Source organism: Parabacteroides sp. AF39-10AC (assembly GCF_003635405.1).
GTDB lineage: Bacteria > Bacteroidota > Bacteroidia > Bacteroidales > Tannerellaceae > Parabacteroides > Parabacteroides distasonis.
This window is the reverse complement of sequence record NZ_QTLP01000003.1, coordinates 106,551-130,684: the sequence shown is the minus strand read 5'-3', so window position 1 is coordinate 130,684 and position 24,134 is coordinate 106,551. Positions and strand designations below refer to the sequence as shown.

The 24,134-nt window shown below is 45.2% G+C and carries 22 protein-coding genes and 1 pseudogene; 15 read left to right on the top strand and 8 right to left on the bottom strand.

The genetic code is table 11. The annotated features are described in order from the left end of the window. Positions 1–2 precede the first annotated feature (2 nt). From DW033_RS03955 to DW033_RS03945, 3 genes are all read left to right on the top strand, one after another. Entirely contained in the window at positions 3–854 is an 852-nt protein-coding gene (locus tag DW033_RS03955) for a sensor histidine kinase (RefSeq protein ID WP_005867658.1), read from the top strand. Positions 855–865: 11 nt separating this feature from the next. Next, the gene (locus DW033_RS03950) at positions 866–2,029 is read left to right on the top strand and encodes a PP2C family protein-serine/threonine phosphatase (RefSeq protein WP_005859268.1); all 1,164 of its coding nucleotides are present in this window, start codon (positions 866–868) and stop codon (positions 2,027–2,029) included. A gap of 113 nt (positions 2,030–2,142) precedes the next feature. After that, the gene (locus DW033_RS03945; protein ID WP_229040593.1) at positions 2,143–2,439 is read left to right on the top strand and encodes a hypothetical protein; all 297 of its coding nucleotides are present in this window, start codon (positions 2,143–2,145) and stop codon (positions 2,437–2,439) included. A gap of 284 nt (positions 2,440–2,723) precedes the next feature. On the opposite strand, the gene DW033_RS03940 is transcribed toward DW033_RS03945, so the two are convergent. Further along, positions 2,724–2,987 carry a tetratricopeptide repeat protein gene (locus DW033_RS03940; protein ID WP_005859264.1) on the bottom strand — a complete coding sequence of 88 codons (264 nt, stop codon included), beginning with the start codon at positions 2,985–2,987 and terminating at the stop codon, positions 2,724–2,726. 161 nt (positions 2,988–3,148) lie between these two features. Here DW033_RS03940 and topA point away from each other — a divergent pair, with 161 nt between their 5' ends. Then, on the top strand, positions 3,149–5,497 hold the full coding sequence (topA, locus tag DW033_RS03935) for a type I DNA topoisomerase (RefSeq protein ID WP_008772731.1): 2,349 nt from the start codon (positions 3,149–3,151) through the stop codon (positions 5,495–5,497). 76 nt (positions 5,498–5,573) lie between these two features. Here topA and DW033_RS03930 read toward each other — a convergent pair whose 3' ends face one another. The 3 genes from DW033_RS03930 to DW033_RS03920 all read right to left on the bottom strand — a co-directional run bounded on the left by DW033_RS03930 (position 5,574) and on the right by DW033_RS03920 (position 8,630). Beyond that, complete coding sequence (locus DW033_RS03930; RefSeq protein WP_022192003.1) at positions 5,574–6,452, bottom strand: VIT1/CCC1 transporter family protein; 879 nt, start codon at positions 6,450–6,452, stop codon at positions 5,574–5,576. A 9-nt stretch (positions 6,453–6,461) separates the two neighbouring features. Then, positions 6,462–8,255, bottom strand: coding sequence for an arginine--tRNA ligase (gene argS, locus DW033_RS03925; RefSeq protein WP_022192004.1), 1,794 nt, complete (start codon positions 8,253–8,255; stop codon positions 6,462–6,464). A gap of 102 nt (positions 8,256–8,357) precedes the next feature. Further along, entirely contained in the window at positions 8,358–8,630 is a 273-nt protein-coding gene (locus DW033_RS03920; protein WP_005859256.1) for an HU family DNA-binding protein, read from the bottom strand. A gap of 186 nt (positions 8,631–8,816) precedes the next feature. Between DW033_RS03920 and DW033_RS03915 the strand changes: the two genes are divergently transcribed. Genes DW033_RS03915 through DW033_RS03905 form a run of 3 tightly spaced genes read left to right on the top strand, consistent with a single transcriptional unit; the run spans position 8,817 to position 11,505 of the window. Next, complete coding sequence (locus DW033_RS03915; protein WP_005859254.1) at positions 8,817–9,539, top strand: rhomboid family intramembrane serine protease; 723 nt, start codon at positions 8,817–8,819, stop codon at positions 9,537–9,539. Continuing rightward, on the top strand, positions 9,520–10,398 hold the full coding sequence (locus tag DW033_RS03910) for a rhomboid family intramembrane serine protease (protein ID WP_008777894.1): 879 nt from the start codon (positions 9,520–9,522) through the stop codon (positions 10,396–10,398). Before DW033_RS03915 ends, DW033_RS03910 begins: the two co-directional genes overlap by 20 nt. Before the next feature lie 9 nt (positions 10,399–10,407). Next, on the top strand, positions 10,408–11,505 hold the full coding sequence (locus DW033_RS03905; RefSeq protein ID WP_008779258.1) for an endonuclease/exonuclease/phosphatase family protein: 1,098 nt from the start codon (positions 10,408–10,410) through the stop codon (positions 11,503–11,505). A gap of 10 nt (positions 11,506–11,515) precedes the next feature. Here the strand turns inward: DW033_RS03905 and DW033_RS03900 are convergent, their stop codons facing one another. Continuing rightward, positions 11,516–12,070, bottom strand: a complete 555-nt coding sequence (locus tag DW033_RS03900; RefSeq protein WP_122382468.1) for a DUF4468 domain-containing protein — start codon at positions 12,068–12,070, stop codon at positions 11,516–11,518. 20 nt (positions 12,071–12,090) lie between these two features. Beyond that, complete coding sequence (locus DW033_RS03895; protein ID WP_122382467.1) at positions 12,091–13,065, bottom strand: DUF4468 domain-containing protein; 975 nt, start codon at positions 13,063–13,065, stop codon at positions 12,091–12,093. 172 nt (positions 13,066–13,237) lie between these two features. Between DW033_RS03895 and secDF the strand changes: the two genes are divergently transcribed. The 4 genes from secDF (at position 13,238) to DW033_RS03875 (ending at position 19,272) form a co-directional block, all read left to right on the top strand. Then, a complete protein-coding gene (gene secDF / locus DW033_RS03890; protein WP_122382466.1) occupies positions 13,238–16,237 on the top strand; it encodes a protein translocase subunit SecDF in 3,000 nt (999 codons plus the stop codon). Positions 16,238–16,335: 98 nt separating this feature from the next. After that, positions 16,336–17,268: a site-specific integrase gene (locus DW033_RS03885; RefSeq protein WP_005859241.1), complete on the top strand. Its 933-nt coding sequence runs from the start codon at positions 16,336–16,338 to the stop codon at positions 17,266–17,268. A gap of 503 nt (positions 17,269–17,771) precedes the next feature. Beyond that, complete coding sequence (locus DW033_RS03880; protein WP_122382465.1) at positions 17,772–18,869, top strand: transcription termination/antitermination protein NusG; 1,098 nt, start codon at positions 17,772–17,774, stop codon at positions 18,867–18,869. A 13-nt stretch (positions 18,870–18,882) separates the two neighbouring features. Next, positions 18,883–19,272, top strand: a complete 390-nt coding sequence (locus tag DW033_RS03875) for a hypothetical protein (protein WP_048927193.1) — start codon at positions 18,883–18,885, stop codon at positions 19,270–19,272. On the opposite strand, the gene DW033_RS03870 is transcribed toward DW033_RS03875, so the two are convergent. Together DW033_RS03870 and DW033_RS03865 are read right to left on the bottom strand one after the other, a co-directional pair. Next, complete coding sequence (locus tag DW033_RS03870; RefSeq protein WP_121961494.1) at positions 19,269–19,679, bottom strand: N-acetylmuramoyl-L-alanine amidase; 411 nt, start codon at positions 19,677–19,679, stop codon at positions 19,269–19,271. The two genes, DW033_RS03875 and DW033_RS03870, sit on opposite strands and share 4 nt — an antisense overlap. 172 nt (positions 19,680–19,851) lie before the next feature. Further along, positions 19,852–20,340: a hypothetical protein gene (locus DW033_RS03865; RefSeq protein ID WP_005859232.1), complete on the bottom strand. Its 489-nt coding sequence runs from the start codon at positions 20,338–20,340 to the stop codon at positions 19,852–19,854. Between the two features lie 132 nt (positions 20,341–20,472). On the opposite strand from DW033_RS03865, the gene DW033_RS03860 reads away from it, so the two are divergent. The 4 genes and pseudogenes from DW033_RS03860 to DW033_RS03840 form a co-directional block, all read left to right on the top strand. Beyond that, complete coding sequence (locus tag DW033_RS03860) at positions 20,473–20,904, top strand: hypothetical protein (RefSeq protein ID WP_005859229.1); 432 nt, start codon at positions 20,473–20,475, stop codon at positions 20,902–20,904. A 131-nt stretch (positions 20,905–21,035) separates the two neighbouring features. Then, complete coding sequence (locus DW033_RS03855) at positions 21,036–21,272, top strand: hypothetical protein (RefSeq protein WP_036617756.1); 237 nt, start codon at positions 21,036–21,038, stop codon at positions 21,270–21,272. Next, positions 21,269–23,203: a nucleoside-diphosphate sugar epimerase/dehydratase gene (locus DW033_RS03850; protein WP_122382464.1), complete on the top strand. Its 1,935-nt coding sequence runs from the start codon at positions 21,269–21,271 to the stop codon at positions 23,201–23,203. The genes DW033_RS03855 and DW033_RS03850 overlap by 4 nt, the downstream gene beginning before the upstream one ends. Before the next feature lie 418 nt (positions 23,204–23,621). Next, positions 23,622–24,104: pseudogene (locus DW033_RS03840) on the top strand (PD-(D/E)XK nuclease domain-containing protein); the annotation flags it as partial. Between the last annotated feature and the right edge of the window lie 30 nt (positions 24,105–24,134).

Sequence of the window (24,134 nt, the reverse complement as noted above, 5' to 3'; positions counted from 1 at the left end):
ATATGGAAGACCAGAGTAAGGAAATAGAACGGCTACGTTTGCAAGTGAAGAACTTAGAGAAATTATCTTCTTTAGGTATGTTGAGTGCCGGGATCGCGCATGAGATCCAGAATCCGCTCAACTTTGTCATCAATTTCAGTAAGCTGTCCTCTAAGTTAGTGGATGACTTGGAAGATATTTTAGAAGAAGAGAAAGATGTCTTGCCTCCGGAATCTTGGGAGAAGCTGACCGCCTTGCATGAGGAGTTTAGCGAGATCGTTAACGATTTGCATGGTAACTTGAAGAAGATCGAGGAACATGGAAACCGGGCGACAAGTATCATCCGGGGTATCTTGCTTTATTCCAGAGGGAAGGATGACGAGTACATCCCTACGGATATCAAGAATCTGGTGAAGGAATATGTTTGGCTGGCTTATCATTCGATGCGAGCGAACTATAAAGGTTTCAATATTGCGATCCGGGAGCATTACGAGGAGGGGCTTCCGATGCTGAAAGTGATCCCGCAGGATTTGAGCCGTGCGGTATTGAATGTCATGAATAACGCTTGCTATGCGGTCTATAGTAAATCCAAGCTCTCGCCGATCGGGTATGAGCCGGTTATATCCGTGGATCTACGGAAGGAGGGAGATTCTTTAAGATTAAGTATCGAGGATAATGGTATCGGTATGCCGGAGGATATCCGGGAGCAGATATTCTCCGCGTTTTTCACCACGAAACCGGTGGGAGAGGGAACTGGCTTGGGGCTATCTATCACTCGATCCATTATAGAGGAGAAGCATGACGGAAAGATAGAGGTGGAATCGAAAGAAGGTGAGTTTACCCGTTTCATATTCCTTATTCCATTAACGAAATAAACAGAAGAATTATGGCGATCAAGATATTAAGCGTAGACGACGAACAGGATCTGGAAGCGTTGCTAACCCAATATTTCCGTCGGAAGATCCGTAAGGGAGAGTATGAGTTCTCCTTTGCCCATAATGGCTTGGAGGCGTTGAGGATGATGTTGGACCATCCGGACTTTGATATCATATTGAGCGATATCAATATGCCGGAGATGGATGGCTTGACATTGCTGACGAAGATTAACGAGATGCGTAACCCGGCCTTGAAATGTATCATCGTATCGGCTTACGGGGATATGGAGAATATTCGTACCGCCATGAACCATGGTGCTTTCGACTTCGCTACCAAGCCGATCGATATGGAGGATCTGGAACGTACGATCGAGAAGGCGGTCGAGCAGATTTCTTTTATCAAGGAGGCCCAAAAGGAACATCATCAGCTAGAGGAGATCCAATATGACTTGAACGTGGCACGTGAGATACAGCAATCGATTTTGCCGAAGCAGTTCCCTCCGTTCCCGCAATATAAGCAATTCGATCTTTATGCGACCATGAGTGCGGCGAAAGCCGTGGGGGGTGATTTCTATGATTTCTTCTTGGTGGACGATAATCATCTGGGTTTTACGATCGCTGACGTGTCGGATAAGGGGATTCCCGCCGCTATTTTCATGGCGATCAGTCGTACGGTGATCCGTGCTACGGCGCTTAGGCAGCTTTCCCCGGCGGTCTGCATGAAGGAATCGAATGATCTATTGTGCCGTGAGAGTGTCAATGGGATGTTTGTCACTACTTTTTATGCGATCTTGAATATCCATACGGGCGACGTGGTTTATTGCAATGGGGGGCATAATCGTCCGGTTTGGATTCGTAAGAACGATAAGGTATCTCTTTTGCCGATGACTGGTGGGATGGCCTTGGGAGTCGTGCCGGGATTAGCTTATAAAGAACAATCCTTGAAACTGGAGGCGGGAGACAGCTTGTTCCTCTATACGGATGGAATCAGTGAGGCGATGAACCTGCGGAATGAGCAATATGGAGATATCCGTTTGGTAGAGGCTTGTAGCTCCGTAAAGAACCAATCCCCCAAATCTATGATCGAAGGTATATCCGAATCCGTCCAATCATTCGTGAACGGCGCTACGCAGAGCGATGATATTACGATGTTGGCGCTGACTTATAAAGGATAATCATTTGGATAAAGGTAATTTCTTAAAGTTTACTTATATGAAAAAAGCATTTTCTGTATTTTTATCATTTTGCCTGTGTACTATTACCATGCTAGGCTTTACCGCTTGCGGTGATGATGAGCATGAGGATAAGCATGAGCATGGGGCGAAGGACGGATCTAGTTGATGAGTTTGGTCGTATTCGTTGGGACGATCGGGTGAATCTATGGGCCATAGTTTGTTCCAAACCAATCGATTTCGTGGGTAATTACTATGTGGAGGATATGCCGATGGCTTATCAGCAGGAAGGGCTGAATGTTCGTTTCAGTGGAGTGGGCTATTCCTTGGAAGAGGGAAAGATTCCACCAACTATGTTGACAGAGGAATTCTTCTGTCTGCATGACTATACGATTACTCCCATGGAAGATTGAAATCTAAAGAAACATAAATTCATTGTATATCTTGTAGAGACGGGGCACGCCCCGTCTCTACAAATTACGATGGGCATTCTTAGCACCTAACATTGCCCATTATAAGCACTTTATAATGCCCATTGTAAGCCTTTAACGATGCCTATTATGAAGAGCTTACGTTATAGGTTGTAAATGAGCATTATACAAATAAACGCTATATCAATAACAACTAACTTCATAAACGTATAAAGTAGGGCTACTTGTACTTCTGGAATTTATTTGGGTGCGGGTGCTCTGTCTTCTTAATGGTTGTACATATCCTTATTATAAAAGTCCAGCACCTTGATCGCCATATCGTAGGCCGCTTGTGCCGGGCTTTCCGGATTGATCTCTATCGCTTGTAGGTAGCTGTTGAGGGCTAGGCGTACGTTGCCTAGTTTATAATGAGCTTTTCCGAGGAGAAACCAAGCCTCGTCGGATCTCGGTTGCTCCGTGAGGTAAGCGTCCAAGAGCCGGATCGCTTCTTCTAGTTTATTCTCTGAAATAAGTCGCTTTATCTCTTCCATATTTTTGAATAACCTTTTGATTTTGTCTCGCGAAGGTAAATAGAAACGAGTGACTATATATATAATGTATAGGAAAAAACGCTTTTTTAGTGACCGATATACCGCGTACGTTAATTATTTGTGTAAGTTTGCACCCGATTTCTAACCAGCAAAAAATAGATATGCAAAAGAATTTGGTAATAGTGGAGTCACCCGCCAAGGCAAAAACCATCGAGAAGTTCCTCGGAAAGGACTATAAGGTTATGTCTAGCTATGGTCATATCCGCGACTTGAAAACGAAAGATTTCAGTATAGACCTCGAACACAATTATGCCCCGGAATACGTGATTCCCTCTGACAAGAAGAAACTCGTGACCGAATTGAAGAACGAAGCGAAGAAAGCCGAGCAGGTTTGGTTGGCTTCCGATGAGGACCGGGAGGGAGAGGCCATCTCTTGGCATTTATATGAGGTATTAGGATTGAAACCTGAGAATACGAAACGTATCGTTTTTCATGAGATTACCAAGAACGCTATATTACATGCGATCGAGACGCCGAGAGATATCAATATCGATTTGGTGAATGCGCAGCAAGCCCGTCGTATCTTAGACCGTATCGTGGGTTTCGAGCTATCCCCCATTCTTTGGCGTAAGGTGAAGCCGGCTTTATCCGCGGGGCGCGTGCAATCGGTTGCCGTACGTCTGATCGTAGAGCGGGAGCGAGAGATCAACGAGTTTGTCTCGGAGGCCGCTTACCGTGTGATCGCCAGCTTTATCTTGCCGGATGGTACGACAATCCTCAAGGCAGAGCTGAACCGTCGTTTGAAAGATAAGGAAGAGGTGGAGGCATTCCTTGAATCTTGCAAGGACGCTTCTTTCACGATCGATGATATCTCGAAAAAGCCGGTGCGCAAGACACCAGCCCCTCCTTTTACGACATCTACCTTGCAGCAGGAGGCCGCCCGTAAGTTGGGTTATTCGGTCTCGCAGACCATGATGATCGCCCAACGCCTGTATGAGTCCGGATTGATCACGTATATGCGTACTGACTCCGTGAACTTAAGTGATTTGGCTTTGGGGACGGCAAAAGAAGCTATCTTGGATACCTACGGTGAGAAATATTATAAATTCCGTCAATATCATACCAAGAGCAAGGGAGCGCAAGAAGCGCACGAGGCGATTCGTCCGACCTATATCAGCAATGATGAGATAAGCGGGACCGCTCAGGAAAAGAGATTATACGAATTGATCCGCAAACGTACGATCGCTTGCCAGATGGCGGACGCCGAGTTGGAGCGTACGACGATCTCCGTAGGCATCGGCGGCAAGAAAGAGAAGTTCGTGGCTACCGGTGAGGTCATTACTTTCGACGGTTTCCTTCAGGTGTACCGCGAGAGTTTTGATGACGAGAATGAGAAGGAACAGGAAAACGGCCTTCTTCCTCCGGTTACCTTGAACGAGGTATTGAGTATGAAGGATATAGTCGCTACCGAACGTTTCACGCAACGTCCTCCCCGCTATACGGAAGCAAGTTTGGTTCGCCGTTTGGAGGAATTGGGAATCGGTCGTCCTTCTACCTATGCGCCTACGATCCAGACGATTCAGAATCGAGAGTATGTCGTGAAAGGGGATAAGGAAGGAACGGAGCGTACTTATAATATCATAACCTTGGCTCAGCATACGATCAAGGAAGTCCAAAAGACGGAGATCGTAGGGGCGGACCGGAATAAGTTGATGCCAACCGATATCGGTACGGTCGTGAATGATTTCTTGATGGAGTATTTCCCGGGCGTTATGGATTATAACTTCACGGCGAGCGTGGAGAAGGAATTCGATGCCGTAGCGGAAGGCGAGATGGTATGGACGGACGCGATCGATAAATTCTATAAACTATTCCATCCGATCGTGGAAGAGGCAGCCTCTGTCCGTACGGAGCATAAAGTGGGTGAGCGTGAATTGGGTATCGATCCGAAGAGCGGCAAACCTGTTTTCGTGAAGATAGGTCGTTATGGCCCAGTCGTACAGATCGGGCAGGCGCACCCGGAGGATAAAGAGGCTCCTAAACCTCAGTTCGCTACCTTGATGAAAGGGCAGTCTATCGAGACGATTACTTTGGAAGAAGCCTTGAAATTGTTTGATCTACCCCGTACGATCGGTGAATATGAAGGTAAGGTCATGGTTGCCGCTGTCGGACGTTTTGGCCCGTTTATCCGTCATGACGGAAAGTTCGTATCCATACCGAAGGGCTTGAATCCTTTGTCGATAACAGCCGAGGAAGCTATCGAGTTGATCGAGGCAAAAAAGCAAAAGGATGAGCAACGATTTATCAAGAAGTTCGATGAGGACCCGGAAATGGAGATCTTGAATGGTCGCTTCGGCCCTTATATCTCTTATAAGAAAAAGAATTACAGAATCCCTAAGACGATAGAGAAACCGGAGAACTTGACCTTGGAGGAATGCCAGAAGATAATCGCCGAGGCGGGAGAAAAACCAGCCGCAACGAAGAAACGTACGACACGGAAAAAGGCTTGATTATAGCTCTAAAAATTCATAGTTATGATTTACTAAACTCATAACTATGAATTTTTCAAAACATAACTATGATTTTTTAGACATCGATGCCCGTAAATTCTTTTAACGCATATCCGATCAAGAAGCTTAATGCGGCCACGCTAAAACTAAGTACTGCCATCTCGGTAAAACGCTTCCGGAAACTCTCGCTTCTCGCTATGGAATAATAATAGTTGAAAAGGGCGATGATACTCAACGCTATGATGAGCATAAGCCCTAAAGCCATTAATACGTTTGATATAAAGATAAATGGAGCGACCAAGGCGACTACCGTAAAGATATAAGCTATTCCCGTATAGATCGATGCCTTAACAGGATGTTTCCCGTTTTCATTTCCATTCTCGGACTTGGTAGATAGATATTCGGAGGAAGCCATGGATAATGCAGCGGCTATTCCAGTGATGCTTCCGGTCAAAGCTATTAATCTAGAGTCGCTCAAGGCAAGGGTAAAGCCAGCTAAAGCACCTGTAAATTCTACCAAAGCGTCATTTAGCCCCAGTACGACAGAACCCATATATTCCAACCGTTCCTCATTGATCAAGGCGATCAACCTCTGCTCATGCTCATCCTCGTCACGTGCGATTTGTTGCAAATCCGGATACTCATCATAAGAGGCGTAATCATTCTTGGCGCTTTCCTCGCTATCTTCCATTAGCTTAATGGCGAAAGTAATCCCCAAGATACGTGCCAACCAGTAGTATTTGGTGACGCGTAATTTATTCGGGGAGATCTCTTGCCCCGTATACTTTTTCAGGATCGTATAATGTCCTTTCTCGTCATTCGCTATCTGTAGTAATACTTCCTTATTGCTTGGATCTTTCTCGATAGCGGCGAGTTGCGTATAGAGAAGGCTCTCCGTGATTTCATTTTGTTGAAATCGAAGGAGAGCCTTTCTTGTTTTCTCGTTTATGTTCATCTTCTATCGTTACATTCTTTCCGGAACCTCGATGCCTAATAAATCCATACCGGATTTCACGATCTTAGCTACATTGGCGGATAAGACTAAACGGAAGTTCTTCAATTCCGGATTCTCTTCGCGAAGGATGGAGAAATCGTGATAGAATTGATTGTATTCCTTTACCAGATCATAAATATAGTTGGCGACACAGGCCGGGCTGTATAGCTTACCTGCCTCTTTCACGATCTCCGCATAATCGGCGATCATTTGGATCAGGTTCTCTTCTTTCTCGGAAATGGCGAAAGTAAGCGGTAACTGCTCCGGTAATACGATGCCCTGTTCCGCCGCTTTGCGCAATACGGAACGGATACGGGCGTAGGTATATTGGATGAATGGTCCCGTATTCCCATTGAAGTCGATAGACTCTTTCGGGTTGAACGTCATATTCTTGCGAGGGTCTACCTTTAATATGAAATATTTCAAGGAGCCAAGACCTACGATACGGGCGATATTCTCAGCCTCTTCCGGAGTCATCTCGTCCAATTTCCCTAATTCTTGGGAAATCTCGCGTGCGGTACTGATCATCTCGGCCATCAAATCATCGGCGTCTACGACCGTTCCCTCACGGCTCTTCATCTTACCTTCCGGTAGCTCTACCATTCCGTAGGAGAAGTGGACCAATCCTTTGCCGAACTCGAAGCCTAACTTATCCAATAAGATCGATAATACTTGGAAGTGATAATTCTGCTCGTTCCCTACCACATAGATCATCTTATTGATCGGGTAATCATCGAAGCGCAGCTTGGCGGTACCGATATCCTGCGTCATATAGACGGAAGTTCCATCCGCACGAAGCAATAATTTCTCATCCAGCCCGTCTTTCGTCAAATCAGCCCATACGGAGCCGTCTTCACGGCGATAGAAAATCCCTTTCTCTAGGCCTTCCATCACCTTGCCTTTTCCTTCCAGATACGTTTGAGACTCGTAATAAATCTTATCGAAATCTACGCCCATCATCTTATAAGTCTCGTTGAACCCGGCGTATACCCAATTATTCATCATTTCCCAAAGCGCACGCACCTCTTTGTCTCCGGCTTCCCATTTACGAAGCATCTCACGGGCTTCCGCCATCAAGGTGGATTGAGCCTCGGCTTCTTCCTTGGTAAGGCCTTTCGCTTCTAACGCATGGGTCTCCTCTTTTAATTTGTTGCTGAATAATACGTAAAAGTCACCGATCAGATGGTCGCCCTTTTTTCCGGTAGACTCTGGGGTAGCTCCATTTCCCCATTTCTGCCAAGCCAACATGGATTTACAGATATGGATACCACGATCGTTTACGATATTCGTCTTTACGATCTGGTTACCGTTCGCTTTCATGATCTTCGATAAGCTGTATCCTAATAAGTTATTGCGGACATGGCCCAAGTGAAGCGGTTTATTTGTATTGGGAGAAGAATATTCGATCATAACCAAAGGCGACTGCTCGGTAACCGGAATGATACCGTAAGCGGGCTGCTCATTGATCGAGTTTAGTAAATCGATCCAGCAAGAGCAAGCGACCGTCAGGTTAAGGAATCCTTTGATTACATTGAATTCAGCTACCGCTGGCTCGTTTCTCAACAAGTACTCACCGATTTCCTGAGCGGTCTGCTCCGGAGATTTCTTCGACATGCGAAGGAATGGGAATACGACTAGGGTCAAGTGCCCCTTGAATTCTTTTTTCGTTTTTTGTAACTGCACTTGGCTAGCGGTGACATCCGCTCCGTACAGCTCTTTGATGCCGGCTATGATAGCTCCGGTAATCTGTTGTTCGATAACCATATTCGTCTAACTATAATTCGGATTTTATTTGCACGCGAAGGTACACAAAAAAAGGATACAATTTGCATCGTATCCTTCTTCTATAGAGAATAATGGTGTTTCTTATTTGATTAGCTCGTTCAATTCAGCACCAGCCTTGAACTTCACGGCCTTGCGAGCTGCGATTTCAATGGTTTCTTTAGTTTTCGGGTTAACACCTTTACGAGCGGCCTTCTCTGACACAGAGAATGAACCGAAGCCAAGTAGAGCGACTTTACCGCCTTCTTTTAATTCGTTAGAAACTGTGTCAACAAAAGCTTCTACTGCCTTTTTAGCATCCACTTTGCTGAGACCTGATTTTTCAGCGACTGCACTAATAAATTCTGATTTGTTCATGATGGTTTGACTGTTAATATATTAAACAAAACTATGATAACCGATAGACGGCTCCAAATGTAGTTTTATTTTGAAATATCACAAAAGAAAAACCTACTTTTTTTACCGATTTACATATGTTTTAGTATTATTATGGGCAAAAACGGCTAAAATATATTTACCTTTGCCGCTAAATTAACGTAGTATATGATGAATCAGACAAATTCGGGGTTCTTGAATAGTATCCCGCCGGTAACGAAAAATCTTATCATTATAAACTTGCTATTTTGGGTAGCCAGCCTTGCACTGCCGAAAGTCGGCATCGATTTGGTGGATTTATTAGGGCTTCACTTCCCGGGTGCTACCGACTTCAAGGCTTATCAGATCGTTTCTTATATGTTCATGCACGATACCCATTCGTTCGCGCATGTGTTTTTTAATATGTTCGCCGTTTATATGTTCGGCCGGGTATTGGAGAACGTATGGGGCCCCAAACGTTTCTTGATTTTTTACTTCGTGACGGGTATAGGCGCCGGTTTGGTACAAGAGGTGGTATGGTTCTTTAATTTGCGGGATGTGATCTTCGCTAGCCAAGACATGATAAACTTGAATGGAGCCCAGATTATCAGCAAAAGCGAGTTCTTGAATTATTTCGTGACCATTGGCGCTTCGGGTGCCGTATTCGGAATCTTGTTGGCATTCGCGATGATCTTTCCGAATGTTCCTTTGTACTTGATGTTCATACCGATCCCGATTAAAGCCAAATATTTCGTAATATTTTATGGTCTTGCCGAACTATTTATGGGTGTGGCTAGTTTTGGTGGCGATACGGTAGCGCATTTCGCTCATTTGGGGGGTATGTTATTCGGTTATTTCCTAATTCGTTATTGGAAAAAGAAAGATGCAGACAATGGACGGTATTTTTACTAATTTGAAGCGTATGTTTCAGTCGGGTAATATCCTGTCGAAACTGATATATATAAATGTAGGCTTGTTTATCTTGATACGTTTGGCCAGCGTATTGTTTATGCTCTTTAATGTGCAAGGGGTACCTTTTTTGCAGTATTTGCAGTTACCGGCTTCTCCGGAACTTTTGCTCTTCCGTCCGTGGACGTTGTTTACTTATATGTTCACTCATTTTGACTTCTTGCATATCTTGTTCAATATGCTTTGGTTGTATTGGTTCGGGGGATTGTTCTTGAATTTCTTCAGTGAGCGGCAGTTGGGAGGCTTGTATATATTGGGAGGTCTTGCCGGTGCGGTATTGTTTGTCCTTGCTTATAATATTTTCCCTTATTTCCAGAACGTGGCTTCTTTTAGCTATTTGATGGGGGCTTCGGCATCTGTTATGGCGATCGTTTTCGCCGTGTCGTTTTACCGGAAGGATTTGGAGATTAATTTATTCTTGATCGGAAGGATCAAATTAATTTATTTGGCTATCTTTACGCTGGTGATCGATTTGTTGGCGATGACTTCTGATAATGCGGGAGGACATATCGCCCATATCGGCGGGGCTTTGTTTGGTATGTGGTTCGCTTCCCGTATTCGTAATGGAAAGGACTTGACCGCTCCAATGAATCGGTTGATCGACTGGTTCGTGAATTTGGGCAAACGGAAACCGAAGATGCGTGTGACTTATAAACGTAACGAAACGGATTATGAGTATAACGCACGCAAACATCAGGAGTCGGTGGATCTAGATACTATACTGGATAAATTGAAACGTTCCGGTTATGAGAGCCTTTCCGCTGAAGAGAAAAAGCGACTTTTCGACGCCAGTAAGAAATAACAGATACTTATGAAAACTCTACGGATTTTTCTTCAATTCTTATTCGTCGTAGCGAATGTGGTGGCTGTCGTATTGTTGATAGTCTCGGCTTATTCGGATCGGGTGTCTCCTGAGACGAGTATGACGTTATCTTATCTGGGATTAGCCTTTCCAGTCTTATGTGTAGTCAATCTTTGCTTTATTATCTATTGGCTGTTCTTATGGGAATGGAAGTTCTTATTGATCGGCATATTCTCCTTCTTGTTATGTTGGGGTCCCGTGAAACGCTATTTTCCGTTTCACTCGCATAAGGATGTTCCTCGGGAAGAGGTACTGAAGGTGCTGACTTATAATGTGATGGCTTTTGGGTACAAGAATCATACGAAGATAGCTCCGAACAAGATTATCCAATATATCGCTAACTCGGACGCGGATATTGTTTGTTTGCAGGAATATGCCACGGCTAAGTCAGAGAAGAGCCTTACTGCCTCTAAGATCTATGATGCGTTGAGCATGTATCCTTATCGTTCCGTATTTTATCAAAGCTCCACGAAATTCCAGAGTTTCGGCATCGCTGTGTTCTCCAAATATCCGCTGTCGAATTCCCGGATGGTGAAATACGATTCGGATTATAACGGCTCTTCCGTACATGAAGTGAACATCAAGGGAAAGAAGTTGACCTTGATTAATAACCATTTGGAATCGTTTAAACTGACGATGGAGGATCGGACCCGTTATTCATCCCTTATAAAGAGCTTTAGCTCGGATGGGTTGGACGATTTGAAAGGAGCGTTCGAGCAAAAGCTAGGACCTGCTTTCCGGATTCGGGCTAAGCAAGCGGAAGCGGTATCAGAAGAGATTAAGAACGCTAAAGGAGATTATGTCTTGGTATGCGGTGACTTTAATGATACGCCTATTTCTTATGCGCACCGTACGATCCAAGGGGATTTGACGGATGCCTTTGCCGAGTCTGGCCGGGGAATGGGTATTACCTATAATCAAAATTTCTTCTGGTTCCGTATCGATAATATCCTGCATTCCCCGAACATGACCTCTATGAATTGTTCCGTGGATAAGGTCGCTTATTCAGACCACTACCCGTTATGGTGTTATCTGAAACTTGAATAAAAGGGTTTCATCACTCGGATTCTGCGTTCTGCGTAGCGTCAAATACGTCGGCGAACAAGTTCTCGACAAAGAAGAAGGTAGCGTTACAGAATAGCTTAGGATCTTTGATCAGCGCTATCGTATTGCTATCCCCATTATTGGCGATCACATCTTCCGCTTTATAGGTCTTGTACTTTTTATCGTTTAGCGGATCGTATTGATATACGATATCGCTCGCCTCGATCGTGTATCGGTTGTCGAAGCAGGTGATACGCATTTTATATTTAATGATGGTCTTGTCTGTATCATTCAACAATAATTCAACCTTAGAGCTTACGAAGATGGTCCCTTTGTTCTTGTTCGAGTTTACGTTGGATAAGAAGACATCTTTTCCATAAGATTTCTTAGCCCATGCGTTAATAGCGTTGAATATTTCTAGTTTAGAGGTATTCTCGATCTCTACATCATCGCTATAGCATACCTTCCCGTTTTTCATGGGGGCGCATTCGTCTACCTCGCCTTTATGCCCCTGCGCCATGACTAGCACAGGGAACATCATATATATTAATAATAGAATCTTTTTCATAAATGCAACTCTCTTTTTCGTTATTTAATCCATACATTCGTAATCTCGCCGATTAACATCGTTTGCTGTCTTTCGGAGGTCTCGCCTTGTTTACGGCACTCGATAATAATCCATGGCGCATCGGCAGATGTGCCGGGCTTGGAGAAGGATAATCGATATACGTCGTTATTGCCAATCGCTTTATAAGCAGGACTATCTTTGGATATGGAGATTGTACTGATCGTTTTACCGAACATATTGCCTATGCCTTTCCATTCAACGTTTGCGTCGGTCGTATTTCCTTTTACGGCTTTGATCTGTAAAGCGTTGTCCGGTAACATCTGGAGGATCGTGCTAGGTATTTTGTCAGCTTGGAACGCTACGAAACCTTCCATCGGTGCCACAGGTCGTGTTTCCCGTTGCGGAGCGGATACTGGCTCTACAGTTGCGGTTGTCAGTAACTGTGCGCCTAATACGTTGGCTGCGCTATCGAACGTCTTATCCGCAAAGTCAATCGTGGCCTTACGGAACTTACCGCTGATACGGTTCAATTTCGTCTTGCTCTTATTCAAGGCATACTCGTCCGTGATCCATTCCTCGGCTAGGTATTTCTCCGGCTCGTTCTGGTAAGACACGTTATATTCATATCGGATGCCCGCAAGTTGCAGGGTACAAGCATGTTCCTTACATTCAATGATAATACGGTATTTCATCATCGCCCGATCGAGGGATAAAGCTGTGCTGGAGAATACTATATATTCTTCCCCGATAATGGCGATCTCGCCTTTTGCCTCATTTTGATAAGCTACTCTACTGTCCTTTGTGTTAAAATTTTCTTGTCCCCATTTTAATAGTTGTTGGTAGATTTGTGCCTTGCTTAAAGAGGGGGCATTAATCTCTCGGGTAAAAACGACTTTACCGTCTGCAACCGGAACGGCCCCTGCCAGATAGTGTTGATCCTCTTGCGCGAATAGCAGGGCGGGGATAAATAACAGAGCGAATAATAACTGTTTCATGGTATATTTTCCTTATTATTTTAGCCCCAAAGATATACATTTGCGTTTGAAATAAACTATGAGCGTGACAAATAATTATACTAATTGCTCTTTATCAAAGAAAAAAAGTCTATATTTGCACCCTGTGAAAAAACGAATATAAATAATGTAATAACATAAACCTAAGATTCAGATGCAAAACAAAGGATTTGTAAAGGTCTTCGCGGTGTTACTTACGCTTGTCTGTTTGTTCTATTTGTCGTTCTCGTTCGTGACGCAACATTACAACAGTAAAGCCGCTGAGTATGCGGGTGGAGATCCTGCGAAAGAGAGTGCTTATTTAGACTCACTATCTACTCAGAAGGTATGGTTAGGCTATACGCTTAAGCAATGCCGTGAAATGGAAATTAGTTTAGGTCTTGACTTAAAGGGCGGTATGAACGTTGTCCTTGAGTTGAACGTGGCGGATGTAATCCGTTCGTTGTCTAACAACAACCAAGACGAGAATTTCAACAAGGCGTTGGATTTAGCTTACGCGCATCAAGCGACTAGCCAAAAAGATTTCATCGACCTTTTCGCTGAGGAGTATAAGAAGTTGGATAGCGGCGCACGTCTTTCCGCTATTTTCAGTACATTCGAGTTAAAAGATAAAATCACGCCCCAGAGCTCAGACGCTCAGGTTGTTTCTGTTTTGAAACAAGAGTTGCAGAGTGCGATTGATAACTCATTCAACGTATTGCGTACTCGTATCGACCGTTTCGGTGTGGTTTCTCCGAACATCCAACGTTTGGAGACAGCGGGTCGTATCTTGGTTGAGTTGCCGGGTGTGAAAGAACCGGAACGTGTTCGTAAGTTGCTTCAAGGTAGCGCTAACTTGGAATTCTGGGAAACTTATAAGTTGCCGGAAATCTATCAACAATTGGTTGCCGCTGATAATGTATTGGCTACTATCCTAAGTAAGGAGGCTTCCGCTGATTCTGTTGCTACCGATAATGTTGAGAAAATCGCTGATGCCGCTGATGCGAATGTAAGTGAGGCCGATTCTTTATTGGCAGAGCTTGGTCAAGATAATAAAGAGACTGAGGCTAACCAAAGCATGGAAGAGTTCGCTAAGCAACATCCATTATTCGCCTTATTGCAGATTAGTCAGTACAACGGTCAGTTGTCTCCGGGTTCTACGGTAGGTATCGCTCATGCGAAAGATATGGATAAGATCAGCGAATACCTGAACATGAAACAAGTGAAAGAGGTATTGCCTCGTAACTTGGCTTTGAAATGGGGTGTTAAGGCGATCGATGATAAGGAGCAGTTCTATGAATTATATGCCTTGAAGGTAACGAACCGTGACGGAAGTCCCGCTTTAGGTGGTGACGTAGTAACAGATGCTAACGCTGACTTTATGCAACAAGCCGGTCGTTCAGAGCAAATGGTTAACATGGTTATGAATGCCGAAGGCTCTAAGGCTTGGGCTCGTTTGACGAAAGAGAATATCGGTCGCCAGATCGCTATCGTTTTGGATGAGATGGTTTATTCCGCTCCGAACGTAAACGATGAGATCACGGGAGGTCGTTCACAAATCACCGGTCACTTTACACCGGAAGAGGCGAAGGACTTAGCGAACGTATTGAAATCGGGTAAGATGGCTGCTTCCGTACATATCGTTCAAGAAGATGTCGTTGGTCCGTCTTTGGGACAAGAGGCTATCAATGCCGGTGTGATTTCTTTCGTTTTGGCATTGGTGCTGTTGATGGTTTATATGTGCGCATTCTACGGATTGATTCCGGGATTGATCGCCGACGGTGCTTTGGTATTGAACATCTTCTTCACGATGGGTATCCTTGCTTCTTTCCAAGCCGTTCTTACCTTGCCGGGTATTGCCGGTATGGTGTTGACGCTGGGTATGGCAGTCGATGCTAACGTATTGATATATGAGCGTACGAAAGAGGAACTTCGTGCCGGTAAGTCTTTAGGAAAGGCTATCGCCGACGGTTACAGCAATGCGTTCTCCGCTATCTTCGACTCAAACTTGACATCTATCATTACCGGTATCGTATTGTTCTATTTCGGTACGGGTCCTATCCGTGGTTTCGCTACGACGATGATCATCGGTTTGTTCGCTTCATTCCTTACAGCCGTGTTCTTGACTCGTATCGTTTATGAGGCATTGTTAGCGAAAGATAAATTGAAGAACGTGACATTCACGACTTCTATTACGAAAGACTTGTTGACAAACCCGAAGATCAATTTCTTGGGTGCTCGCAAAGTCGGTTATTTAATTCCGGCGGCAATCATCGTTTTAGGTGCTATCTCTTTTATGACGATCGGCTTGAATAATGGTATCGATTTCACGGGTGGACGTAATTACGTGATCCGTTTCAATCAAGAGGTGAAGACTGACGATGTTCGTAATATGCTGGACGCTCAGTTAGACGGTTCTGTTAGTGTTATCCAGATCGGTACAGCTGATCAAGTACGTGTGTCTACCAACTATAAGATCAATGATAACGATCCTACGGTAGATCAAGAGATCGAGAATAAATTGTTTGAGGGCGTGAAATCCTTACTTCCGGAAGGAACTACATTAGATGAGTTCACGACTACTTTCATACAGAGTTCGCAGAAGGTGGGTCCTAGCATGGCAGACGATATCAAGAATAGCGCTATCTTAGCGGTAATCTTCGCCATGATCTGTATGGCCGCTTATATCCTGCTTCGTTTCCGTGATGTGTCATTCTCTGTGGGTGCGTTCGCCTCTGTTGCTACGACTACATTGTGTATCATTTCTTTCTATACCTTGTTATGGAAGGTTCTTCCGTTCTCAATGGAGGTAGACCAGACGTTTATCGCAGCTATCTTGACGATTATCGGTTACTCTATCAATGATACCGTGGTTGTATTCGACCGTATCCGTGAGACGATCGCTTTGTATCCGAAGCGTGATCGTTATCAAGTGATCAATGATGCGTTGAACTCTACCTTGTGTCGTACATTTAATACATCATTGACTACGTTGGTGGTTGTATTGTGTATCTTCATCTTGGGCGGTAGCACGATCCGAAGCTTTACGTTCGCTATCTTATTAGGTATCATTATCGGTACATACTCTACTTTGTTCGTCGCTACTCCGATCGCTTACGAGTTGCAGAAGAAGAAGATCAATAAGAAAGCTGCTGCTGAGAAAGCCGGAAAATAATATATTTCTTTAAGGATTTTATGAAGATCCTCTATCTTTCCTGTGTAAACGGAGAGATAGAGGATTTTTTTATGTATTAATTCTTAAGGAGATAAAGTATGAATGAGAATGATTTTGTGGTGGGTGTACTTACGTATATCACCTGCCTGCGTGAGAAAAAGCGTTATTCCACGGCGAAGAGTTATCAAGATGCGTTGAGGTCGTTTAAATGTTTTTGTGGCCGGGAAGAGATTCCTTATGCGTATATTAATCGGGATACACTTTTGCGTTATCAATCTTGGCTGTTGGCCAAGGGATGTGCTCGTAACACGGTATCTACTTATATGCGCCGGATTCGTCACATCTATAATTTAGCGGTAGAGGTGGGTGAGGCTGCCTATATTCCTCATTTGTTTAAGCATGTGTTTACGGGGGTTGAGAGTAAACGTAAAAAGGCGTTGCCTTCGGAAAGCTTACGCTTGCTGATGACAAGCCCGGTGACAGATCCACAACAGAAGAGGACCCAATCAGCCTTTTGCCTGATGTTTTTGTTTTGCGGGATGGCTTTCGTGGATTTGGCGCATTTGCGAAAGGAGGATATCAAGGAAGGGATCTTGTCTTATTATCGGCAGAAAAGCGGATCCCTTATACAGGTGGAGATCCCAGCGGAGGCACAAGGGCTGCTGAATGAGTTGGCAGCCGATACAACCGAGGATTCGCCCTATCTGTTTCCTTTTTTAGAGGGAATGAAGACCGGTGAGGATGCCTACAAGGAATATAATACCGTATTAGGAGGTTTTAACCGCAGATTGAAAATACTGTCGGAATCCATTGGCATTCATACTCGGGTTACCTCATACACGATTCGTCACTCTTTCGCCACGACCTTGAAGGAGCAAAACGTACCGATTGAGATGATCAGTGAACTGTTAGGGCATAAATCTATCAAGACTACGCAAATATACTTGAAGAGTTTCTCTTTAGAAAAACTCTCAACCGTAAACAAACTTTGTTTCGAGAGTGTGTATAATTATGCGCCGAAAGTAGGGTGAAGAAAAGTACGCTACTTGGCGAGTAGCCAAACTGACTGCTACTTGGCGAGTAGCCTTAACAAGAGGAGTGAAAGGATATTCCTTAGTTGTAGAGACGGAGCGTGTCCCGTTTCATCCCCTTACAATGGTATTTTAGTTACTATCAGGCGGTGGGAGACGGAGCACGCTCCATCTCTACATGATGTTATATGGAATTTACTTCGGATAACGTGATGATTTCGGGAATAACGAGGCCATTTCGTTTCTATTGCCATGTCTATACATCAGAAATAAGAACGAAGATTTAAAGAGAATTAAGGTTGAAACACAAACAAAGCCTAATGTTTGCTTGTGTTATGTTATTTTTTACTACATTTGCGGCATGAAATGAACGCTACTCGCCAAGTAGCATGAGTATTGAAGGGATGCAAATTTTCAGTAATTCCTTTTTTGTTTTCACATAAGTATTTATTTATCAGGGTATTACAAGAATATCTTGATAAGGCTCTGAATTATCTTCCTCAATGAATATCATGACAAGTAATAGCTCTGATAGAGCTATGGTGCATATACGCAATCGCCGTAGTCAGGAGGCTGTACGCTGGTACGTACTGACGTTTCCTACCGCCATAGGGGGACGTGATAATATCTATTCGTCAAAAGGATTAGATGCCGAGCTTTCCCGTCGTAAACGTTGTGGGGAACCCTTGTTCGAGTACTTTGCCCCCTCGTATGTCGAGGCTCGCAAGGTGGGAGGCAAGATGGTCAATACGAGGAAGCCTCTTTTATACAACTATGTGTTTATCCATGCTTCGGAGAATGAGATTTTCCGTTTGAAACGTATCATGCCCTTATATAATCTTCTTCCTCGGGTATCCGTGGGCGAACACTCTTATTTTCCTTACCTGTCAGATCATGAGATGGAGACCTTACGCTGGATGGCTGAATCTTATTCCAATGAGCTTCCGGTGTACGTACCGGATAGCGGTCGCTTGCTGAAAGGTGACCGTGTACGTATCACCTCGGGTTCTTTCATGGGGATGGAGGCTGAGGTGGTGGTGCAACCGGGTGGAGGTCATAAGGATGTCATGGTACGTATCCTTGACTGTATGTGGGTTCCTCTATTTGAGGTAAGGCAAGGCGAGTATGAGCTGATCGAGTTGAATACGAAAGGCAAGCACGTTTATACCCATTTGGATAACGATCGTTTATCGGAAGGTATGCATAAGGCATTGGGGCGTTATTATCTCTCGGGCAAATTGGGAAAGGAAGACGAGCTTTTGGCTCATGAGGTACTGAAGGGCTACGCCTCCCTTCGTGTGGAGACCGATGTGATGCGTTGCAAGGTTTACTCATTACTCCTTCCGGCCTATAAGCTGTTGGCTCAGGAAGAGGAGTTTGAACGCTTGCATTCCACCCTACGCAATATGCTTCCATTGGTTAAGGCAGTGAATTCTCGTGCCTTACTGCTCGTCACGCTTTACGGCTGCACGAATAGCAACCTGTATTACCATATGGCGCATGAGCTGGTAGATCCCTGGCGGGATGACCCTTCGCCTAAGAGAAGCAAGGCCTTGTTGATACAGCGTTTACACGATTACGATATTTGGTTAAAACATTAAATAGTAGACTGTCATGAGAAAGGAAAGCGAAACTCCCTCCGGTATCCGTTTGATGCTATTGCTGAAAGGGCATTTGAGAGAGATCATGGATCGTGAGTGTGCGAATCAGACCTCGATCCATTTATATTGTACGGGATCTTATTGGGTTGCGTTCGAACGTTCCGCTTATCAATTGCGTCGTGCCTTTCCGGATAGTGAGATCACGCCGATGCGCCTGTACGCTTATCCTTTTCCGGTTGTCATGGTTTCTGTAACGGATCGTTCCCTTCGTTTGTATGAACGAAAACATATAGCTAAGCAGAACGGGGCGGATTACAAGTTATTGACTGTACCTGAACTCTCCGCTCCCGCCTACCAAGCATGGCATACGAGGGAGGTGAAGGGACTCCCTGCGTTAAACTAATCGGAAAACTCGCTCACTACATTAAAACAGGGACAGGATTTCGACGGGTCCAAGTCTTGATGTCCCACGATTAGGGCTTTGGGGAATCGCTGATGCAATTCACGAAGCAAACCCTGTAGGGCTTCTCGTTGGGCTTCCGTTCGGGTATCCATGGGAGTCTTTCCATCGTTGGCGAGTCCTCCGATATAGCAAACCCCGATACTGTACCGATTGTGGTTCTTACAGTGAGCGCCCACTTGTTCAAGGGGCCTACCGGTCTCGATCGTACCATCGGTCGGGATAACGAAGTGATATCCGCAACCTTTCCAGCCGAGTGAGCGATGCAGGCGGTCGATGTCCATCATCCGTAAAGTGCTGCCCTGCCTATTGGCAGAGCAATGCACGATAATCAGCGTGATGGTTCTCATCCGATCCAACCGCTAGCGGCTCCACCGGCGGCACCGGTGATGACCAGTTCGACAATACGGATGATGTAGAGCAAGACGCTCTTCCAATTTGTTTTTTTCATACTTGTAGTCTTTAAATAAATGAATAAAATAAGCTTCATGGTTTAAGAGCCGTATTTCTCAATGGTAGGATTTAGATCTCATCGGGAGATTCTGAGTCTCCTTTCTTCAACGCTGCCAAGTCTACCGTGTCTTTATTCTCCTTTACCGCCTTCAGCGAGGCGGCTTGGATCGCACGGCTGGTTACTAGGTTGAATTCTGCCTTAGAACGTAGGTTCTCGAAGTCTATACCCGGATTGAATAGAATGTTCACTGCCTTGATATTATCGCTGGAGAAGTCCTTGAGTGTAGCGGCCGGCTCGCAGGTAATGGAGATGCTAAAGATTCCTAGTTCGCCGAATTGTACCTTGTAGCCGTTCAGCAATTGTTCCACTAGGCATGAGCAGGTGTCGCTTACCACGCCTTTTACCGTGCCGCGTGTGAAAACACCGTTGTGATCTGAGATGTGCTTCACGAAATCATCGAAACTCATCACTTTCGTCACTTGGTTCTTGGCGTACGCCTGTTCCTTTGCGGTCTCATCCAGTGGACTTTTCCACATGTAAGTTGAATAATTAATCATACTTCTTTTTTTAAAAGATTAAACTTATTGTTGACAATGCGAAAGTACAACCCCCGGATAGCGAAATCAAATCCGTTGATAACCGTTGACAAACTGTTTACTTTTCATTGACAAACGATTCATATATACCTTATGTCTGATATAACAATTACCATACACGGCGGCAATAACCAGATACTCCCCAACGCTACGGAAGCCATCCAGAACTTCTATGTGGGGGAATATTGCGGGGAGACCTCCTTAGAAGAGGGGGACGGTAGATCCGGTCTCATGCCTGAAACGATCCGTTTTCGTGCCTATATAAATAAAGAAGAGGATCTGGAACGCTATCTTGCGCAGATCGTCGAGTGCCGGACAGTTACCGAGTTGGCCCAAGTCATTCTGGTCATGCAAGAGAACGAGCTGAAAATAACCCCCGAGGAGATGGTCAAAGAGCGTTTCATCCGCCTCTTTCTACCCATCACCCCCCGAATCACGAAGGGTAAAAGCGTCAGCAACATCCGTGCCCGTATCAACGATGCGTGGAGCAGTCGTCTCAGACACCGCTCAACTGGCCGTTTTTGAGAAGATATACTGCATATGCCCGAGGATATATACTGCGTTAGGCAATTGATATATATTTCACAGGGCAATTCATATATACCTCGTTTTCCAAGGGAAACGAAAAGTGATAACCTTACTGAAAAAATTACGATATGACAGAAAACCATGAGCGGGCGGAACAAGCACGTTTCGTCTTCCATATCTACGGTTGTAATGTGCAGATCCTGCCCAATGCAACCCATGCGATCCAAATCATCCACCAAGGTGATGGTACGATCTTGCGGACGGAAAGCTGTATTACGCCCGCCGCTTCGGGACGCCACGAGTCACAGGCGCCGCCGTTGGGAAAAGTTAGGGCACTGAATATAAAACAAACAAAATACAAATGATGGATTTTCATAAGGGCAGATGGCGATTGGCCTTAGGCCGTCTGGTGAATTTGCGGTATATCAACCGTTGGATCATTTTTAGTGCGGACCTTTTCGTTTCGCTCTCCGTGTCGTTGCTGGGCGTACTAGGAATGTTCTCCATTCTGCATATACGTATAGGAGAGTCTGATGTGCTGAAAGTAGGCCTCTCCTCATTTGTGGGCAGTATCGTTTCGTTCTTGCTGTTCAAAGCATATCATGGGGTTATTCGCCATTCCACGCTGCGTGGCTTGTGGCGGATCGGTGGTGCTGCGATCGGCAAGTCGCTCTTAATGTTCCTGCTGCTTTGGCTGTTGAAAGCCCGTTTCAGCCCTTCTATCTATTGGTTGGGTGGAATCATGGACAGTACGTTGACGATCGTGATGTTGGTCACGTTGCGTGTCTTCGTGATCAATGTCTATAACAGCGTCCTCCTGCAACTCGGCAAGAAACGCAAGCGGGTACTGGTCTTTGGCACGGAGGAGGAGAGCGTGATGATCGCTACCTCGGCGAACCGTCAGGTATTCATGCAGAATTATAGCATCATGGGCTTCCTTTCCTTTGGCAATTCCAAGAAAAGCATCCGGATCGCGGAGTTACCGGTCTACCAGATCGAGAACGTGGAGGATCTGTATCGCTTGATCCCTCGCAACAGCTTGGATGGCGTTCTCTTCCCCAATATAAAGGTTGCCCATCAGGAGCGTGACCGTTTGATCCGTTATTGCGAGCAGGCCTCCTTGAAGACATTGGTAGTCCCGGAGATGGAGGAGCTACGTGGAGGTGAGGCGAAGCGTTCTGTTCGAGAGATCCGTATCGAGGATTTGCTAGGTCGTGAGGAGATCCATATCAATCTGGATGAGATCGGCAATCTGTTGGAAGGGAAGACCGTGCTTGTCACGGGAGCCGCCGGCAGTATCGGTAGCGAGATCTGTCGCCAGCTGGCTCATTTTCCGATTAAGAAGTTGGTTTGCTTCGACTCCGCTGAGACCCCGATGCATAATCTTCGTTTGGAATTGGAAGAGAAATACAAGGAACTGAACTTTGTTCCGGTGATCGGCGATGTTCGCAGCCCGGACCGTGTGGATTATGTGTTCCGCAACTGGCACCCCCAAGTGGTGTTCCATGCGGCGGCCTACAAGCATGTCCCCTTGATGGAAGAGAACCCCTGCGAGGCGATCCGAACAAACGTGTTCGGTACTCGTGTGATGGCAGATGCCGCTGTAAGCTATGGCGTGGAGAAATTTGTGATGATCAGTACGGATAAGGCGGTGAACCCCACGAACATCATGGGATGTAGCAAACGCTTGGCCGAGATCTACGTACAGAGTCTGAGCCTTGCGATTGAGCGAGGAGAGGTGAAAGGCGAGACACGTTTCATTACGACCCGCTTTGGCAATGTTCTAGGTAGCAATGGGTCGGTTATCCCCCGTTTCCGTGAACAAATCGCTCAAGGAGGTCCCGTGACGGTCACCCATCCCGATATCATCCGTTACTTCATGACCATCCCGGAGGCTTGTCGTCTGGTATTAGAGGCCGGTACAATGGGTAAGGGCGGTGAGATCTTTATCTTCGATATGGGTGAGCCGGTGAAGATAGCGGATTTGGCGAAGCGCATGATTGAACTGTCCGGGTTGCAGGTAGACAAGGATATCGAGATCAAGTATACTGGTCTTCGCCCCGGCGAGAAATTGTATGAAGAGCTACTGAACAACAAGGAGAACACGAAAGAGACCCCTCACGAGAAGATTCGAGTAGCGGCGGTTCGTGAGTATATCTATAAGGATGTAGTAGAACATATTAATGTATTAACCGAATTGTCTCTCCGTGTCCAAATCCTTTTGATGGTGAAGGAGATGAAAGCCTTCGTCCCTGAGTTCAAGAGCCAGAACTCCCAGTTTGAGGAGTTGGATTGAATTGATTCGCCATCTCATCCTGTCGATTAATTATCCATATAGGATAACGTTTGCCAAACTCGAGTATCTCGGTTTTGGTAATGCACTTACTGAGCCTGCCCAATATGACAAGCATAAGTATGTCTTCAAGTTTATGCTTGAAATTGCCTTTCCCGGTTCTACGGTATTCAGGTACTGAAGTTACGAACTCTCTTAGATGTTTCATGATGCTGCCACTCGGACAGTCGAAGTGCTTTTTTAGTATTATTACACCTAAAAACTTCTATATCAATTGAATGAATCGTATTTTTTTCGATAGCAAAAATACAGGCGGAAGACAAAACCGACATCACGTCGCTCTTGAAATCCGCCTATAAAAAATCTTTTATATGATTAAAAAGAAACACCGAAGACGGTGCTTCGGCATCCCCGTTTCAGCGGCCTGTATCAGTTGGATATCCCGAACAAGGAGGTTCGGATCGGCTTGATGCGCAGCTTGTTGCCTAACTATGTGCAACGCCCCGCCGAGTTGAATACGTTGGTGGCGGAGAAGATTTATAATGGCGATATGGACGACGCTTTAGTTTTGATGCGCACGGTTCTCTCCACGATCCCCTATTGCGAGAATACGCATTACGAGGGACATTACCAACAATTGCTTTATGTGATTTTTACGTTGATAGGCAATTATGTGGACGTAGAGGTCCGTACCCCCAAAGGCCGTGTGGATATGGTGATGCGCACCCCGACCACCCTCTATGTCGTGGAATTAAAGTTGAATAAAACCGCGGATACAGCCCTTGAGCAAATCCATTTGCGCAATTACCCGGAGCGCTTCGCCCTTTGCGGATTACCCATCGTAAAGGTTGGGATCAATTTCGATACGGAGAAGCGAACGTTGGGGGATTGGGTGATTGAATAAAGAAGGTAAACGCAATATTTTTTACTGAAC

Bases quoted from the DNA above. Each gene is read 5' to 3' on its own strand.
- DW033_RS03940 (WP_005859264.1), bottom strand. From the start codon at position 2,987: ATGGAAGAGATAAAGCGACTTATTTCAGAGAATAAACTAGAAGAAGCG.
- DW033_RS03930 (WP_022192003.1), bottom strand. From the start codon at position 6,452: ATGAACATAAACGAGAAAACAAGAAAGGCTCTCCTTCGATTTCAACAA.
- DW033_RS03855 (WP_036617756.1), top strand. From the start codon at position 21,036: ATGACAGAAAACCATGAGCGGGCGGAACAAGCACGTTTCGTCTTCCAT.
- DW033_RS03915 (WP_005859254.1), top strand. From the start codon at position 8,817: ATGATGAATCAGACAAATTCGGGGTTCTTGAATAGTATCCCGCCGGTA.
- DW033_RS03885 (WP_005859241.1), top strand. From the start codon at position 16,336: ATGAATGAGAATGATTTTGTGGTGGGTGTACTTACGTATATCACCTGC.
- DW033_RS03945 (WP_229040593.1), top strand. From the start codon at position 2,143: ATGATGAGCATGAGGATAAGCATGAGCATGGGGCGAAGGACGGATCTA.
- DW033_RS03865 (WP_005859232.1), bottom strand. From the start codon at position 20,340: ATGATTAATTATTCAACTTACATGTGGAAAAGTCCACTGGATGAGACC.
- secDF (WP_122382466.1), top strand. From the start codon at position 13,238: ATGCAAAACAAAGGATTTGTAAAGGTCTTCGCGGTGTTACTTACGCTT.
- DW033_RS03900 (WP_122382468.1), bottom strand. From the start codon at position 12,070: ATGAAAAAGATTCTATTATTAATATATATGATGTTCCCTGTGCTAGTC.
- DW033_RS03920 (WP_005859256.1), bottom strand. From the start codon at position 8,630: ATGAACAAATCAGAATTTATTAGTGCAGTCGCTGAAAAATCAGGTCTC.
- DW033_RS03880 (WP_122382465.1), top strand. From the start codon at position 17,772: ATGAATATCATGACAAGTAATAGCTCTGATAGAGCTATGGTGCATATA.
- DW033_RS03860 (WP_005859229.1), top strand. From the start codon at position 20,473: ATGTCTGATATAACAATTACCATACACGGCGGCAATAACCAGATACTC.
- DW033_RS03895 (WP_122382467.1), bottom strand. From the start codon at position 13,065: ATGAAACAGTTATTATTCGCTCTGTTATTTATCCCCGCCCTGCTATTC.
- DW033_RS03870 (WP_121961494.1), bottom strand. From the start codon at position 19,679: ATGAGAACCATCACGCTGATTATCGTGCATTGCTCTGCCAATAGGCAG.
- DW033_RS03955 (WP_005867658.1), top strand. From the start codon at position 3: ATGGAAGACCAGAGTAAGGAAATAGAACGGCTACGTTTGCAAGTGAAG.
- argS (WP_022192004.1), bottom strand. From the start codon at position 8,255: ATGGTTATCGAACAACAGATTACCGGAGCTATCATAGCCGGCATCAAA.
- DW033_RS03905 (WP_008779258.1), top strand. From the start codon at position 10,408: ATGAAAACTCTACGGATTTTTCTTCAATTCTTATTCGTCGTAGCGAAT.
- topA (WP_008772731.1), top strand. From the start codon at position 3,149: ATGCAAAAGAATTTGGTAATAGTGGAGTCACCCGCCAAGGCAAAAACC.
- DW033_RS03950 (WP_005859268.1), top strand. From the start codon at position 866: ATGGCGATCAAGATATTAAGCGTAGACGACGAACAGGATCTGGAAGCG.
- DW033_RS03875 (WP_048927193.1), top strand. From the start codon at position 18,883: ATGAGAAAGGAAAGCGAAACTCCCTCCGGTATCCGTTTGATGCTATTG.
- DW033_RS03910 (WP_008777894.1), top strand. From the start codon at position 9,520: ATGGACGGTATTTTTACTAATTTGAAGCGTATGTTTCAGTCGGGTAAT.
- DW033_RS03850 (WP_122382464.1), top strand. From the start codon at position 21,269: ATGATGGATTTTCATAAGGGCAGATGGCGATTGGCCTTAGGCCGTCTG.